Raw genomic sequence first — 13,142 nt, forward strand, 5'->3', positions numbered from 1 at the left:
CAGAACTCCAAATATTTTGGTAATGCCAGGGTTTGGGTGTCGCTTCGTCGTTCAGCGAATTCCGGACAGCAGGGCGATTAGGCCGCTGCCTTCTGGTCGCGCACGGCAGCGAGGCCACGGGCGAACTTGGTCGGAACTTCGTTGAGCGTACGCACGAATTGCGCGATGGGGGCTTGCATGGTGCCAAGCAGCTTCGACAGCAACTCTTCGCGCGAGGGCATGGTGGCCAGAGCCTTCACACCTTCTTGGTTCAGCAAGTTGTTGGGCAGAGCGCCCGCCTTGATGACCAGCTTGTCGTTGCTTTTCGCGAAGCCAGCGATGACCTTGGCCGCCGCGACCGGATCGGTGCTGATGCCATAGATCAGCGGACCGGTCAGTTGCTCAGCCAACGGCTCGAAAGCCGTGCCGGCAACAGCACGACGGGCCAGCGAGTTCTTCAGAACACGCAGATACACGCCCGATTCACGCGCAGTTTTGCGCAGTACGGTGACAGAGGCGACGTCCAGACCACGGTACTCAGCGATAACAATCGATTGGGCCTTGGCGACTTCCGCCGAGACTTCCTCGATTACCACCGCTTTCTCTTGACGATTGAGACTCACGGTTTGAACACTCCATCAAAAGACGCCTGGGGCCGGAGCCTTGCGCGTCAACCGAATGCGGCGCCTGGACGAGTTCTTCGGGTAAAGAAATCTTCCTGGGGACGCCGTCTACGCTGGATCCGGACTATGCGAGCTCCGGGATTAAGCGGGGCAGCGGCGATGCTGCTTTCCTTGCGGAAGGAAGAATCCCTTCCACTGCCCTGCTCCAGCGGTCTTTGACAGCAACATCCGGAGGGGTCCGGATGCAGCCCAAAGTACGTTTACTGCTGTTGGCTTAGTTGGAAGCCGACAGCGAGGCAATTTCCACACGCGCACCGCCGCCCATCGTGGACGAAACGGCGAGCTTGCGCAGGTAAATGCCCTTGGCAGCTGCGGGACGCGCCTTTTGCAGGGCGTCGACCAGAGCGGCCAGGTTGGTTTGCAGCTGGTCCACGCCGAACGACGCACGGCCGATCGTTGCGTGGATGATGCCAGCCTTGTCGGTACGGTACTGAACCTGACCGGCCTTGGCGTTCTTCACAGCGGTTGCGACGTCGGGGGTCACGGTGCCGACCTTCGGGTTCGGCATCAGGCCGCGCGGGCCCAGGATCTGACCCAGGGCGCCGACGACACGCATCGTGTCGGGCGAGGCGATGACGACGTCAAAGTCCATTTGACCGGCTTTGATGCTGTCAGCCAGGTCGTCCAGACCAACGATGTCAGCGCCAGCAGCCTTGGCGGCTTCAGCCTTGTCGCCTTGGGCGAACACGGCGACGCGAACCGACTTGCCGGTGCCGGCGGGCAGCACGACCGAACCGCGGACCAGTTGGTCCGACTTCTTCGGGTCGATGCCGAGTTGCACGGCCACGTCAATGGATTCATTGAACTTGGCGACGGCGGTTTCCTTGACCAGGGTCAGGGCTTCAGCGACCGGGTACAGCTTGGTGCGGTCGATCTTTTGTGCAATAGCGGCGGCGCGCTTGGACAACTTTGCCATGATTAGATCCCCTCAACCGTGATGCCCATGCTGCGGGCGCTGCCAGCGATCGTGCGCACTGCGGCTTCCAGATCGGCGGCGGTCAGGTCGGGACCCTTGGCCTTGGCGATTTCTTCAGCTTGTGCGCGCGTCAGCGTGCCGACCTTGTCGGTATGCGGCTTGGGCGAACCCTTTTGCACGCCAGCGGCCTTCTTGATGAGGACCGTCGCGGGCGGGGTCTTCATGATGAAGGTGAAGCTCTTGTCCGCGAAGGCGGTGATCACCACCGGAATCGGCAGACCAGGCTCCATACCTTGGGTCTTGGCGTTGAACGCCTTGCAGAATTCCATGATGTTCAGGCCACGCTGACCCAGAGCCGGGCCAATCGGGGGGGAGGGGTTAGCCTTACCAGCCGGCACTTGCAGCTTGATAAAGCCGACGATCTTCTTCGCCATGCTTTGCTCCTTGCGGGTTATATCGCCCTGGCCTGTGCGGACAGGGCTCCCCGGGGGTTAAATTCAGGTCTTTTCGACCTGGCTGAAATCGAGCTCGACGGGCGTGGCGCGACCAAAAATGGTGACGGACACACGGACCTTGCTCTTTTCGTAGTTGACTTCTTCGACGTTGCCGTTGAAGTCTGCAAACGGACCTTCCTTGACCCGAACCATCTCGCCCACTTCGAACAGGATCTTGGGGCGGGGTTTCTCGACGCCCTCTTCCATCTGGGAGAGGATCTTTTCGACTTCCTTTTCGGAAATCGGGGTCGGACGATTGCCCGAGCCGCCCAAAAAGCCGGTGACTCGGTTGGTGTTCTTGACCAGGTGCCACGTTTCGTCGGTCAGGTCCATTTCAACCAGGACGTAACCGGGGAAAATACGGCGCTCGGTGATCGACTTCTGACCACCCTTGACCTCGACGACTTCTTCGGAGGGCACAAGAATGCGGCCAAAAGACGTTTGCAGGCCCGCGCGCTCGATGCGCTCGTTCAGGGCCTTGTGTACGCTTTTTTCCATGCCGGAGTACACATGGACGACATACCAACGCTTACTCATTTGCCGTCCTTATTTCCAGCCCAGCAGCAGGCCGTAGAGAATCCATTCGATGCCCTTGTCGAGCACCCACATGAAAATGCCCATGACCGCGACAAACGCAAAAACGATGCCCGTCATCTGGGTCGTTTCCTTGCGAGTGGGCCACGCGACACGCTTGACTTCGTTGTAGGACTCGCTGGCAAAGCTCAGGGTACGGCGACCGGGTTCGCTGAACCAGGCGATCGCAGCTGCGATCACGAGGCCGCCGACGAACACACCGATACGAGCGGGCATCGGCTGTGCGCTAAGCACGGAAAACCCGACGATGCCAGCAATAACGACGAGAACCGCCAGCCCGAGCTTGACCCGGTCGGCGGTACTGGTTACGGTTTCAACGCTGGTATTAGACATATTGCGACGCGAGCCGCCGTGAATGCGTAACTCGCGATGATCTCCCGCGGGTTTATCCTGGCGGTGGCAGGGGCAGTAGGAATCGAACCTACAACCTTCGGTTTTGGAGACCGACGCTCTGCCAATTGAGCTATGCCCCTAAACACATCAAACTCTTGTTCCGCCTGCATCGGCTCGCGGAACCATACATAGTACTACTTTTACAGCAAAGATGGATAGAGGGGCATGAATGCCCACCCTACCCATCCGGGTATTGCTTACTTCAGGATCTTGGCGACGACGCCGGCGCCGACGGTACGACCGCCTTCACGGATGGCGAAACGCAGACCTTCTTCCATGGCGATCGGGGCCAGCAGCTTGACGGTCATCGTCACGTTGTCGCCCGGCAGAACCATTTCCTTGTCGGCCGGCAGGTCGATCGTGCCGGTCACGTCCGTCGTGCGGAAGTAGAACTGGGGACGATAGCCGTTGAAGAACGGGGTGTGGCGGCCGCCTTCTTCCTTGGACAGGATGTACACCTCGGACGTGAAGTCCGTGTGCGGGGTGATCGAGCCCGGCTTGGCCAGAACTTGGCCGCGCTGGACGTCTTCACGCTTGGTGCCGCGCAGCAGGATGCCCACGTTGTCGCCGGCTTGACCTTGGTCCAGCAGCTTGCGGAACATTTCCACGCCCGTGCAGGTCGTCTTGACCGTCGGAACGATACCGACGATTTCGATTTCTTCGCCGACCTTGATGATGCCGCGTTCGATACGGCCGGTCACCACGGTGCCGCGACCCGAGATCGAGAACACGTCTTCAACGGGCATCAGGAACGCGCCGTCGATGGCACGCTCAGGCGTCGGGATGTACGAATCCAGCGCAGCAGCCAGCGACAGGATGGCCTGTTCGCCCAGTTCGCCCTTGTCGCCTTCCAGCGCCAGCTTGGCCGAACCCTTGACGATCGGGGTGTCGTCGCCCGGGAAGTCGTACTTGGACAGCAGTTCGCGAACTTCCATTTCCACCAGCTCGAGCAGCTCGGCGTCGTCAACCATGTCAGCCTTGTTCAGGAAGACGATGATGTACGGCACGCCAACCTGGCGGCTCAGCAGGATGTGTTCACGCGTTTGCGGCATGGGGCCGTCAGCGGCCGACACGACCAGGATCGCGCCGTCCATCTGGGCGGCACCCGTGATCATGTTCTTGACGTAGTCAGCGTGGCCCGGGCAGTCAACGTGCGCGTAGTGACGCGTTTCCGTTTCGTACTCGACGTGAGCCGTGTTGATCGTGATGCCGCGGGCCTTTTCTTCAGGAGCTGCATCGATCTGGTCGTAGCCCTTGGCTTCGCCGCCGAACTTGGTCGACAGAACGGTCGTGATCGCCGCCGTCAACGTCGTTTTGCCGTGGTCAACGTGACCAATCGTACCCACGTTCACGTGCGGCTTGGTACGTTCAAACTTGCCTTTTGCCATGGCTGACTCCTGACCTGGATTGCGCTTCTGACTGAAGAAAAGAATTTGGAATTTGTGGTGCCCATGGCGCGGATCGAACGCGCGACCTCTCCCTTACCAAGGGAGTGCTCTACCACTGAGCCACATGGGCATTTAAAAATCTTGGAGCGGGTGAAGGGAATCGAACCCTCGTCGTAAGCTTGGAAGGCTTCTGCTCTACCATTGAGCTACACCCGCGGCAAACCCTTTCACCTTCTCGCTTCCCAACCCTTCGAAACGTAGGCCCTAAAAACTTTGCCGCCTTCTTTGCGAAGGCCGCCCAGTTTTTCGGGCCTTACATTGCAAATCCAGGCAAACCGCGCCTGGATTTAGGTATGGGTCTCTGGTGGAGGAGGTTGGATTCGAACCAACGTAGGCGCAAGGCCAACAGATTTACAGTCTGCCCCCTTTAACCACTCGGGCACCCCTCCAGCGGAGAACTTGAGATTATGAACACTTTCAAATCCGCTGTCAAACCATTCGGACGAAAAATTCAAAATTTCAGTTCCACCTCCGCCGCGTTTCCGCGCAGAGGGGGCGAAGCTTACAGGTTTCCGCGAATTGCTGCACGGAAAAGCTGAGAATATTTTTCTGCGGAGAAATTTACCGGGTTGGTTCCAGCGGACGGATCCTGGCTCGCCATGTGCCCTACCCGCTCGGCCTGGGCATCGTCCAAGCCGATTTCCGCCAGCGTGTGGGGGATGCCGACTGCCTGGCGCAGCCCCAGCACCCACTCAAGCACTGCCCCGGGTCCCTGCTGCGGCAGGCCGAGGTAGCGAGCGAGCGCTTCAAGACGCGGCGCGACCGCATGCTCGTTGGCTTTCAAGACATAAGGCATGAGGATGGCGTTGAGCAACCCGTGGTGTGCGTCATACAGCGCGCCAAGCGGATGTGCGAGCGCGTGCATCGCGCCCAGGCCGCGCTGAAACGCGGTGGCGCCCATACATGAGGCGGTAAGCATCTGCTGACGCGCCTGCAGGTCGGCACCATCGGCGACGGCCTGCGGCAGATACTCCTTGATGAGGCGCATGCCTTCGAGTGCGATGCCGGCCGCCATGGGATGAAATACCGGCGAACAATAGGCCTCGAGATTGTGCGATAGCGCATCCATGCCCGTGGCAGCCGTGATTTTCGGCGGCAGGCCGACCGTGAGCTCGGCGTCCAGGATCACGATGGACGGCAGCATGCGGGCGTGGAAGATGATGCGCTTTACTTGCGCGGCCTCATCGGTGATGACGGAGGCGCGCCCGACTTCGGAGCCCGTGCCCGCGGTGGTGGGCACGGCCACGACGGGCGCCATGGCGGCGGCATTGACGCGCAGGTAGTTGTCGCCGATATCTTCGAAGTCCCATAGGGGCCGGTCCTGCCCGGCCATCAAGGCAATAGCCTTTGCCGCATCAAGCGCGGAGCCGCCGCCGAAGGCGATCACACCATCATGTTGCCCTCGCTTGAACGCAGCCACGCCGTCATCGACGTTGCGACCGGTCGGATTGCCCTTGATGTCGTGGAACACCGCGCAATTCAGCCCCGCATCGCAGCATGCGCTTACCGCGTCGCGAACCATGGGCAACGCAGCGAGCCCCGGATCCGTCACGAGCAATGGGCGTGTCATGCCAAGCTCGCGGCAATAGCCCGCAAGCTCCTTGATGCGCCCGGGGCCTGCCTTGATGTTGGTGGGATAGTTCCAGTTGACGGCGGGGACGGTCATGATGCGAATCCTGATGGCGCGGCGTCAGAGGCTGCGCAGATGAAAAGACTTGGGCTGCGTGAGCTGTTCGTATCCGACGGCCGACAAGGACACGCCCCGTCCCGATTGTTTGACGCCCGTCCACGCCAGCGCCGGATCGAGGTAGTCGCAGCGGTTCATGAAGAACGTGCCGGTGCGCAGCTGCCTGCCGATACGCAACGCGGCGGCTTCGTCCTGCGTATAGGCCGCGGCGGTCAATCCATACGGACTGTCGTTCATCAGCGCAATGGCTTGATCGTCGCTGTCGACCGGCATGATGCCAACCACCGGACCAAAGCATTCGTCGCTCATGATGCGCATCCGGTGGTCAACCTGAGTCAGTAAAGCGGGCGCCACATAACACGAGCTTTTGCTCATAGATGAGCCTTCACTCGCATTCTTGAAATGCGAGTGATCAATCAGATTTACCGCACCTGAACTGACCGCCTGTTCGATGACGTCGAGAATCTCTGCCGCCGCGCGGGCACGCACAACGGGGCCAAGCGTCGTGTCCGGCTGCAACGGATTGCCCAGCACGTAGCGGTGCGTCAAGGCAACGGCGCGCTCGACAAACGCGTCATGTACGCCGCGCGCCACGTAAATGCGCTGGATGCCGCAACAGGACTGGCCGGCGTTGAAGAAGGCGCCGTCGACCAACGACTCTGCCGCCGCGTCAAGGTCGGCGTCTTCTCGCACATAGGCCGGATCGTTTCCGCCCAGCTCCAGCCCGACGCCGATGAAGCGGCCCGCCGCACTTTCCTCGACGACGCGCCCTCCCCGCACCGAGCCGGTAAAGGAAACGTGGCCGATCTCGGGAGCGCGGATCAGCCGCTGCGTGATGTCGTGGCTGGCGTGCAGGTATTGAAAGACGCCTCTCGGCGCCCCCGCGTCTCGAAACGCGCGATCGAGGAGTTCCGCGCACAGCGGCGTCTGGTCCGAATGCTTGAGGATGACGGTGTTGCCCGCCATCAAAGCGGGCACGATGCTGTTCACCGCGGTCAGCAAGGGATAGTTCCACGGCGCGATGGTGAGCGCCACGCCGATGGGCTCGCGGCTGATGAAACGTGTGAAGCCGGCTTGCGCGGGCGCGGCGATGGGCGCGAGCGCTGTTTCCGCGATGCCGATCATGTGACGCGCCCGGGCCGCGAAGCCGTCCACCTCGCCGGGCGCGTGGCGCAACGGGCGGCCCATCTGGATGGTGATGGCGCGCGCTATCTCATCCTTGGCCGCCACGAAATGCGCCACTGCGGCCTCGACGATGCGCCCCCGCGCGGTGATGCCGAGCGCGTGCCATTCCGGCTGCGCGCCCTGTGCGTTGGCCAGCGCCTGCGCGATCTGCGCATCGCTGGCATATGCGCGGCGGACGACCTCGCGTCCGTCTATCGGGCTGATGGTGATCAGTTCGTCGGTCATGGCGGCCCTGGTGGCGATGAACAGTTCAGATGATTTCGAAGTAGCGCGCCAACTCCCAATCGGTCACATGGCGCCGGAACTGCCGCTCTTCCCACTCGCGCGTCGCGGCATAGTGCTCGACGAACGCATCGCCAAACAGCTGACGCGCCGCTTCAGATGCGCGGAGACGCTGCGCTGCCTCCCACAAGGTGGTGGGCAGATGCAGATGCGCCGGAAACTCCTGCGTGTAGGCGTTGCCCTGCACCATGGGCTCGGGCGTCAGTCCTTGTTCGATGCCGTGCAAGCCAGACGCCAGCGCCGCGGCCAGGGCCAGATAGGGATTGGCGTCGGCCGAGCCGATGCGCACTTCGACGCGCTGCGATTTGTCGCTGCCGGGAATGAGCCGCAGCGCCGTCGTCCTGTTTTCCATGCCCCAGGTGGCGTCCAGCGGGGCCCAGTAGCCGGGCACCAGGCGCGAATAGCTGTTGATGGTCTGCGCGTACAACGCGGTGAACTCGGGCAGGTAGTGCTGCACACCCGCCATGAAGGCGGCCTGCGTGCTGCTGACGCCATGCGGCTGCGACTCGTCGAAGAAGGCCGATCGATCCGTGTCGTGGTGGCGCAGCGACAGATGGATGTGGCCGCTCTGTCCGGGATGCTCGTGCGACCACTTCGCCATGAAGGTGGCCATCAGGCCGTTCTGCTGCGCGAGCGCCTTGGTGAAGGTTTTGAACAGAAATGCCTTGTCGGCCGCGGCCGCCGCCCGGTCCACGGCAAGCGCCGCTTCCAGCACGCCCGGGCCGGTTTCGGTGTGCAGGCCTTCGATGGGCATGTCCATGCGTTCGCACAGGTCGAGCAGCTTGCGGTAGAAGTCTCCCTCGACCGTGCTGCGCAGCACCGAGTATCCGAAATTGCCCGGCGTCCAATTCTCCATGTTGCGGTAGTGCTTGGCGCGGACCGAGTGCGGTGTCTCGCGGAACATGAAGAACTCGTACTCCAGTGCGGCGTAGACGTCATAGCCCATGTCCGCCGCGCGATCGATCACGCGGTGCAGCAGGCGGCGCGGGCAGATGGCGGCGGCATCGCCTTCGAATTCGGCCAGGAACAGCAGCATGTCCTCGCCGCCGGGGCCTTGCTCCAAGGGAAGCCGGCGCGCGCTCTGCGGCACGATCCGCATTTTTGCATCCGGGTATGCCGTGTGCCAGCCGGTGTAGCGGGTGTTGTCGTAGAGCTGGTCGTCGAGGTCCCATCCAAGGACCACGTCGCAAAACGCGAGGCCGGATCGCAATGCGCCCAGAAACTTGTCGCGCCGCAGGTACTTGCCCAGCATGACGCCGTCGACGTCGGACAGGCCCACCTTGATATGCGAGAGCGGGCTGGATTGGACCAGCCGCTCTGCGTCTTCCAGCGTTGCTACCCCTAGTGCGTGCATGCTTGTTCACCTTGTGGCTGAAGCGTTGCGCGGGACTGCACGTTTTTCCAGTCTAGTCACGATGCCACATGTTGGCAAACGTGCCCTGCCCTGTAATTGAACGGCATCCCCGCCGGCTCGCCCTGCACACACACGCCGCTCCCCGTGGTTTCCCTAGGGTGCGCAAACGCGTTCAGTCCAGCGACACGCCCGCCGTCTTCACCATTTCGGCCCAGTACGCGGTGTCCTGCTGCAGCCGGCTCTTGAAGGCGTCCGGCGCGCTGCCGACGGGTTGGCTTCCGCCGCTGTTGATCTTGGCAATCACGGCGGGCGACTTCATGGCGCGGTCCACGGCCTGCGCCAGGTACGCAACGCGCTCGGGTGGCGTGCCGGCGGGTGCGAAGAGGCCGTACCAGTCGTCGGCGGTGATGCCTTCAAGTCCGGCCTGCTTCAGCGTGGGTGCGCGCTTGAACACGCCGACGCCGTCGCCATGGCTCATGGCGAGGATCTGCAGTTTTCCGGCGGCCACCATAGGCTCGGCCGATGCAGGTGACGTGATCAGCATGTCGACAGTGCCGCCCAGCAGATCCGTCACGGCGGGCGCGGCGCCGCGGTACGGCACGTGCACCAGCTTGACGTCGGCCTTCTTGGACACCAGCGCCCCCATCAGGTGGCTCATCGTGCCGTTGCCGGGCGTGGCATACGTAATGACACCCGGCTGCTTGCGTGCCGCTGCCAGATAGGCGTCCAGCGTCTTGTACGGCCCGTCAGCACGCGACACGAGCACGAGCGGCGCCGAGGTGATCTGCGAGATCGGCACGAAGTCCTTGAGCGGATCGAAGCCCACATTCTTGTACAAGCGCGGATTGACGGCCATGACGCTGGTCTGCGACATCACGAGGGTGTAGCCGTCGGGCTTGGCGCGCGAGACCTGCGCGGTGCCGACGTTGCCGCCCGCCCCCGAACGGTTCTCGACCACCACGCTCTGGCCCGTGATGGCGCCCAGTTCCTGCGCGATCAGACGCGCGACGCCGTCGTTGCCGCCGCCGGGAGGAAACGGCGAGACCACGGTGATGGCCTGCTTCGGATAGTCCGCCAACGGCGCTGGCGCCTGCGCGTGCGCCGTGACGCCCCACAACAGGCCGGCCATCGCGGCGGCGGCGGTCTTGCAAGCGTGCAATGCGTGTTGCTTCATCTGGATTTCCCCTTGAGTTGGCGGCCGGATACTCGGCCGTCCTTTGCATTCCGGTTCGCCATGAACCGTCCGCACCCCGCCGGCAAAGGCCGCCGGGGCGTACTGATCAGGTTGAAGCGTGGGTATCGCCGCGCGTGTCGGCGCGGCGGCGGGCGTCAGCCGGCCGGAGCCCCGGGGAACCGGTAGGTGGCACGTTCCCGCTCGTCGATCTGCTTGACGAGGTTGGTTTCCCAGGCCAGGTACTGGCGCGCCGCCGCTTTGTTGCCGTCGTGGCGGTCATGCACGAAAAAGAGGTAGTCGATGCAGTCGCTGTCGGGTGGGTCGGCGGGCGTGGATTCCAGCGCAATCCCTTGCGCGGTCCAGCTTTCGGGCGTGCCCGTGTTCGCCTTGACGTCTGAAACGCCCAATGCGCGAACATCGTTCGCCGCCCAGGCCGCCAGTGCGGCGTCCTCGGCCAGCAGGATGACGGGACGTGCGGGATCCAGGGTCAGCCGTTCCAGACGCGGCCGGATTGACCAGCGCGCGCCGGCGACGTGGCGCGCCCGATACCGCATGCTGGGGCGGATATCGATCGCTTGCGCGCCGAGCGACAGCGCGTCCGCAAGCTGCGTATCGGACAACACGGTGATCGGCGGCATCAGCGCCGCGGCCACGTCGTTCCGCAGCGACGCGTCGCTTCCTTCTTCAAGTGTGCAAGCGTCCCAGCCCATCTGCCGCAACCAGCTCGCGACGACAGGGGCGCGCACGCCTTCCGCATCGAACACGACGATGCGTGCGCCGCGCACGGCGATGTACTGGTCCGTCGCCTGGATAAGCTGGCCGCCCGGTGCGTGCTGCGCGCCCGGCAGCGAGCCTTGCGCGAATTCCTCGGCGCTGCGCACATCGCACAGGAACGTCGTACGCGCGGAATCGCCTAGCCAGGCCTGTACCTGCGCCGCGTTTGCCGACGGCACGCCATGGCGCCGGGCGAGCTGCGCGGAGCGCTGCGCCAGCGCCGGAACGTCGTCCTGCGGAACGTCGTCGGCATAGCGGCGGCGCGCGCCGTGTTCGAGCTGCAGATCTTCGAGGTACCAGCCTTGCGTGCCGTTTTCGAGCGCGTAGACGGGATTGGGAACGCCAAGATTGATCAGCGTCTGCGCGCCGATAATGCTGCGGGTGCGGCCGGCGCAGTTGATCACGATGGTGGTGTCCGGCCGCGTCGCGAGCGTATGAGCGCGCAGCGCCAGTTCGCCGTTGGGGCAGCAGATGCCGCCCGGGATGCTCATCTTCTGGTATTCCGCAAACGGACGGCCGTCCAGCACGATCAGGTCGTCGCCGCGGCGTTGACGCTCGGCCAGTTCGCGGGCGCCGATGCGGGGGGTGTGGAAAACCTCTTCGGCCAGTTCGCCGAAGGTCTTGCTGGGCACGTTGACGCCCGCGAATGCCGCGTAACCATCACGCTGCCACTGCGCCAGCCCGCCCGCCAATCGGTGCACGTTGGTGTAGCCCAACGCGGCCAGTGCGCGCGCAGCACGCGCCGCAGTGTCGTCATCGCCGCCGTTGTCGTAGACGACAACGCGCGCGCCAAGGCGCGGCGCAAGACGCACGATGTCGATTTCGAGCCTGCTGTACGGCACCGGCGCGGCGTAGAAGAGATGGGACTCGCCATACTGGCCATGTTCGCGCACGTCCAGCAGCGCGATCTCGCCGCCATCGTGCAGCCACTGCTTGAGCGTATGCGAATCGACGCTGGCGGATTGTTGGTCGTGAGAGGACTGCATCATGAGATTCGGAGGGAGCGAAGGGGTTGGGTCAGCGCGGCAAGACCGCGTTCCAGGTCGGCGATGAGGTCGTCAGGATCTTCCAGGCCGATATGCAGGCGCAGCATGGGACCGCTGGCCTGATAGCCGGGAAGCGATCGCGAGTTCTGCAGAAAGACCGGAATCACCAGGCTTTCGAAGCCGCCCCACGATGCGCCGATGCCAAAGAGCTGAAGGCTGTCGATAAGCCTTTCGGCATCCGCCTCGGTGTAGGCGTCCGACAGTTCGATCGTCAGGAGGCCATTGGCGCCATTGCAATCGCGCCGCCAGATGGCGTGGGAGGGATCGCCCGGCAAGGCGGGATTCAAGACGCGCGAGACTTCGGGCCGCGCCTGCAGCCACTGCGAGATCTGCAGCGCGCTGCGGGCGTGCTGCGCCATGCGCAACGGCAGCGTGCGCATGCCGCGCAGCACCAGGTAAGCGTCGTCGGCGCCAACCGTCTGGCCAAAGTCGATCGTTGCGCGTTCCAGTGCACGCCAGGCACGATCGTTGGTGACGACCGCGCCCATCATCACGTCGGCGTGGCCGCCGAGGTATTTGGTGGCGGCCAGGATGGAAATGTCGGCGCCCAATGCGAGCGGCTTTTGCAGCAAACCGGACGCCCACGTGTTATCCACAGCCAGCCAGCAGCCGTGTTTTTTTGCAGTTGTGGATAACTCGGTGAGGTCCGGCATCTCGTACGTCAGGGACCCGGGCGACTCGGCGTAGATCATGCGGGTATTGGGCCGGATCAGCGGCTCGATGCCCTGGCCATCGGGGCGGTAGTACGTGAATTCGATCCCCAGGCGCGTCAGGTGTTCGGCGCAGAACCGCCGCACCGGCTCGTACACGGCATCGGTCAGCAGCACGTGGTCGCCCGCGCGAAGATAGGCGAGCAGCACAGTGGCGATCGCGGCCTGCCCCGTGGGGTACAGCTTGGCGCGATAGCCCTCTTCCAGTTCGATCAGCGCATCTTCCAATGCGTGCGTGCTGTCGGTGCCGCGCGCGCCGTAGGATGGCAGGCGCTCCTGTTCGCGGCGCGCCCGCGTATCGCGCCACGCCTGCACACTGTCAAAGACATATGTGCTGGCGCGCGTGACCGGGGTATTGACCCAGCCTTGATGAGGACGTCCCGCGCGCAGCAGGCGCGTCGCGGACCGGAAGGGTTTGCTCAT

12 protein-coding genes and 4 tRNA genes are annotated in these 13,142 nt (G+C 63.4%); all 16 read right to left on the reverse strand.

Features of this window, described 5'->3' with window-relative positions; all coding sequences use genetic code 11:
- Positions 1-77: 77 nt before the first annotated feature.
- The 16 genes from rplJ to metC all read right to left on the reverse strand — a co-directional run bounded on the left by rplJ (position 78) and on the right by metC (position 13,142).
- A complete protein-coding gene (gene rplJ, locus HV681_RS20800) occupies positions 78-602 on the reverse strand; it encodes a 50S ribosomal protein L10 (protein ID WP_056320723.1) in 525 nt (174 codons plus the stop codon).
- Between the two features lie 274 nt (positions 603-876).
- Positions 877-1,578: a 50S ribosomal protein L1 gene (rplA, locus tag HV681_RS20805; protein WP_175124798.1), complete on the reverse strand. Its 702-nt coding sequence runs from the start codon at positions 1,576-1,578 to the stop codon at positions 877-879.
- Between the two features lie 2 nt (positions 1,579-1,580).
- A complete protein-coding gene (gene rplK / locus HV681_RS20810) occupies positions 1,581-2,012 on the reverse strand; it encodes a 50S ribosomal protein L11 (RefSeq protein WP_056320728.1) in 432 nt (143 codons plus the stop codon).
- A gap of 63 nt (positions 2,013-2,075) precedes the next feature.
- Positions 2,076-2,609: a transcription termination/antitermination protein NusG gene (gene nusG, locus HV681_RS20815; protein ID WP_006389586.1), complete on the reverse strand. Its 534-nt coding sequence runs from the start codon at positions 2,607-2,609 to the stop codon at positions 2,076-2,078.
- Positions 2,610-2,618: 9 nt separating this feature from the next.
- On the reverse strand, positions 2,619-2,999 hold the full coding sequence (gene secE / locus HV681_RS20820; protein WP_046806052.1) for a preprotein translocase subunit SecE: 381 nt from the start codon (positions 2,997-2,999) through the stop codon (positions 2,619-2,621).
- A 64-nt stretch (positions 3,000-3,063) separates the two neighbouring features.
- Positions 3,064-3,139, reverse strand: a tRNA-Trp gene (locus HV681_RS20825).
- A gap of 117 nt (positions 3,140-3,256) precedes the next feature.
- On the reverse strand, positions 3,257-4,447 hold the full coding sequence (gene tuf, locus HV681_RS20830) for an elongation factor Tu (RefSeq protein WP_063953628.1): 1,191 nt from the start codon (positions 4,445-4,447) through the stop codon (positions 3,257-3,259).
- Between the two features lie 55 nt (positions 4,448-4,502).
- Positions 4,503-4,577, reverse strand: a tRNA-Thr gene (locus tag HV681_RS20835).
- Positions 4,578-4,589: 12 nt separating this feature from the next.
- Positions 4,590-4,663, reverse strand: a tRNA-Gly gene (locus HV681_RS20840).
- Positions 4,664-4,809: 146 nt separating this feature from the next.
- Positions 4,810-4,896 (reverse strand) — tRNA-Tyr (locus tag HV681_RS20845).
- A 113-nt stretch (positions 4,897-5,009) separates the two neighbouring features.
- Complete coding sequence (locus HV681_RS20850) at positions 5,010-6,173, reverse strand: iron-containing alcohol dehydrogenase (RefSeq protein WP_175124799.1); 1,164 nt, start codon at positions 6,171-6,173, stop codon at positions 5,010-5,012.
- 24 nt (positions 6,174-6,197) lie between these two features.
- Positions 6,198-7,604, reverse strand: a complete 1,407-nt coding sequence (locus HV681_RS20855; protein WP_175124800.1) for an aldehyde dehydrogenase family protein — start codon at positions 7,602-7,604, stop codon at positions 6,198-6,200.
- 25 nt (positions 7,605-7,629) lie between these two features.
- On the reverse strand, positions 7,630-9,015 hold the full coding sequence (locus tag HV681_RS20860; protein WP_175124801.1) for a glutamine synthetase family protein: 1,386 nt from the start codon (positions 9,013-9,015) through the stop codon (positions 7,630-7,632).
- Between the two features lie 172 nt (positions 9,016-9,187).
- Entirely contained in the window at positions 9,188-10,189 is a 1,002-nt protein-coding gene (locus tag HV681_RS20865) for a Bug family tripartite tricarboxylate transporter substrate binding protein (protein WP_175124802.1), read from the reverse strand.
- 155 nt (positions 10,190-10,344) lie between these two features.
- Positions 10,345-11,949 (reverse strand): rhodanese-like domain-containing protein, encoded by a 1,605-nt coding sequence (locus HV681_RS20870; RefSeq protein WP_175124863.1) that lies wholly within the window; start codon positions 11,947-11,949, stop codon positions 10,345-10,347.
- Positions 11,949-13,142: a cystathionine beta-lyase gene (gene metC, locus HV681_RS20875; protein WP_175124803.1), complete on the reverse strand. Its 1,194-nt coding sequence runs from the start codon at positions 13,140-13,142 to the stop codon at positions 11,949-11,951. The genes HV681_RS20870 and metC overlap by 1 nt, the downstream gene beginning before the upstream one ends.

The organism is Achromobacter animicus (assembly GCF_902859585.1).
GTDB classification, from domain to species: domain Bacteria; phylum Pseudomonadota; class Gammaproteobacteria; order Burkholderiales; family Burkholderiaceae_B; genus Achromobacter; species Achromobacter animicus.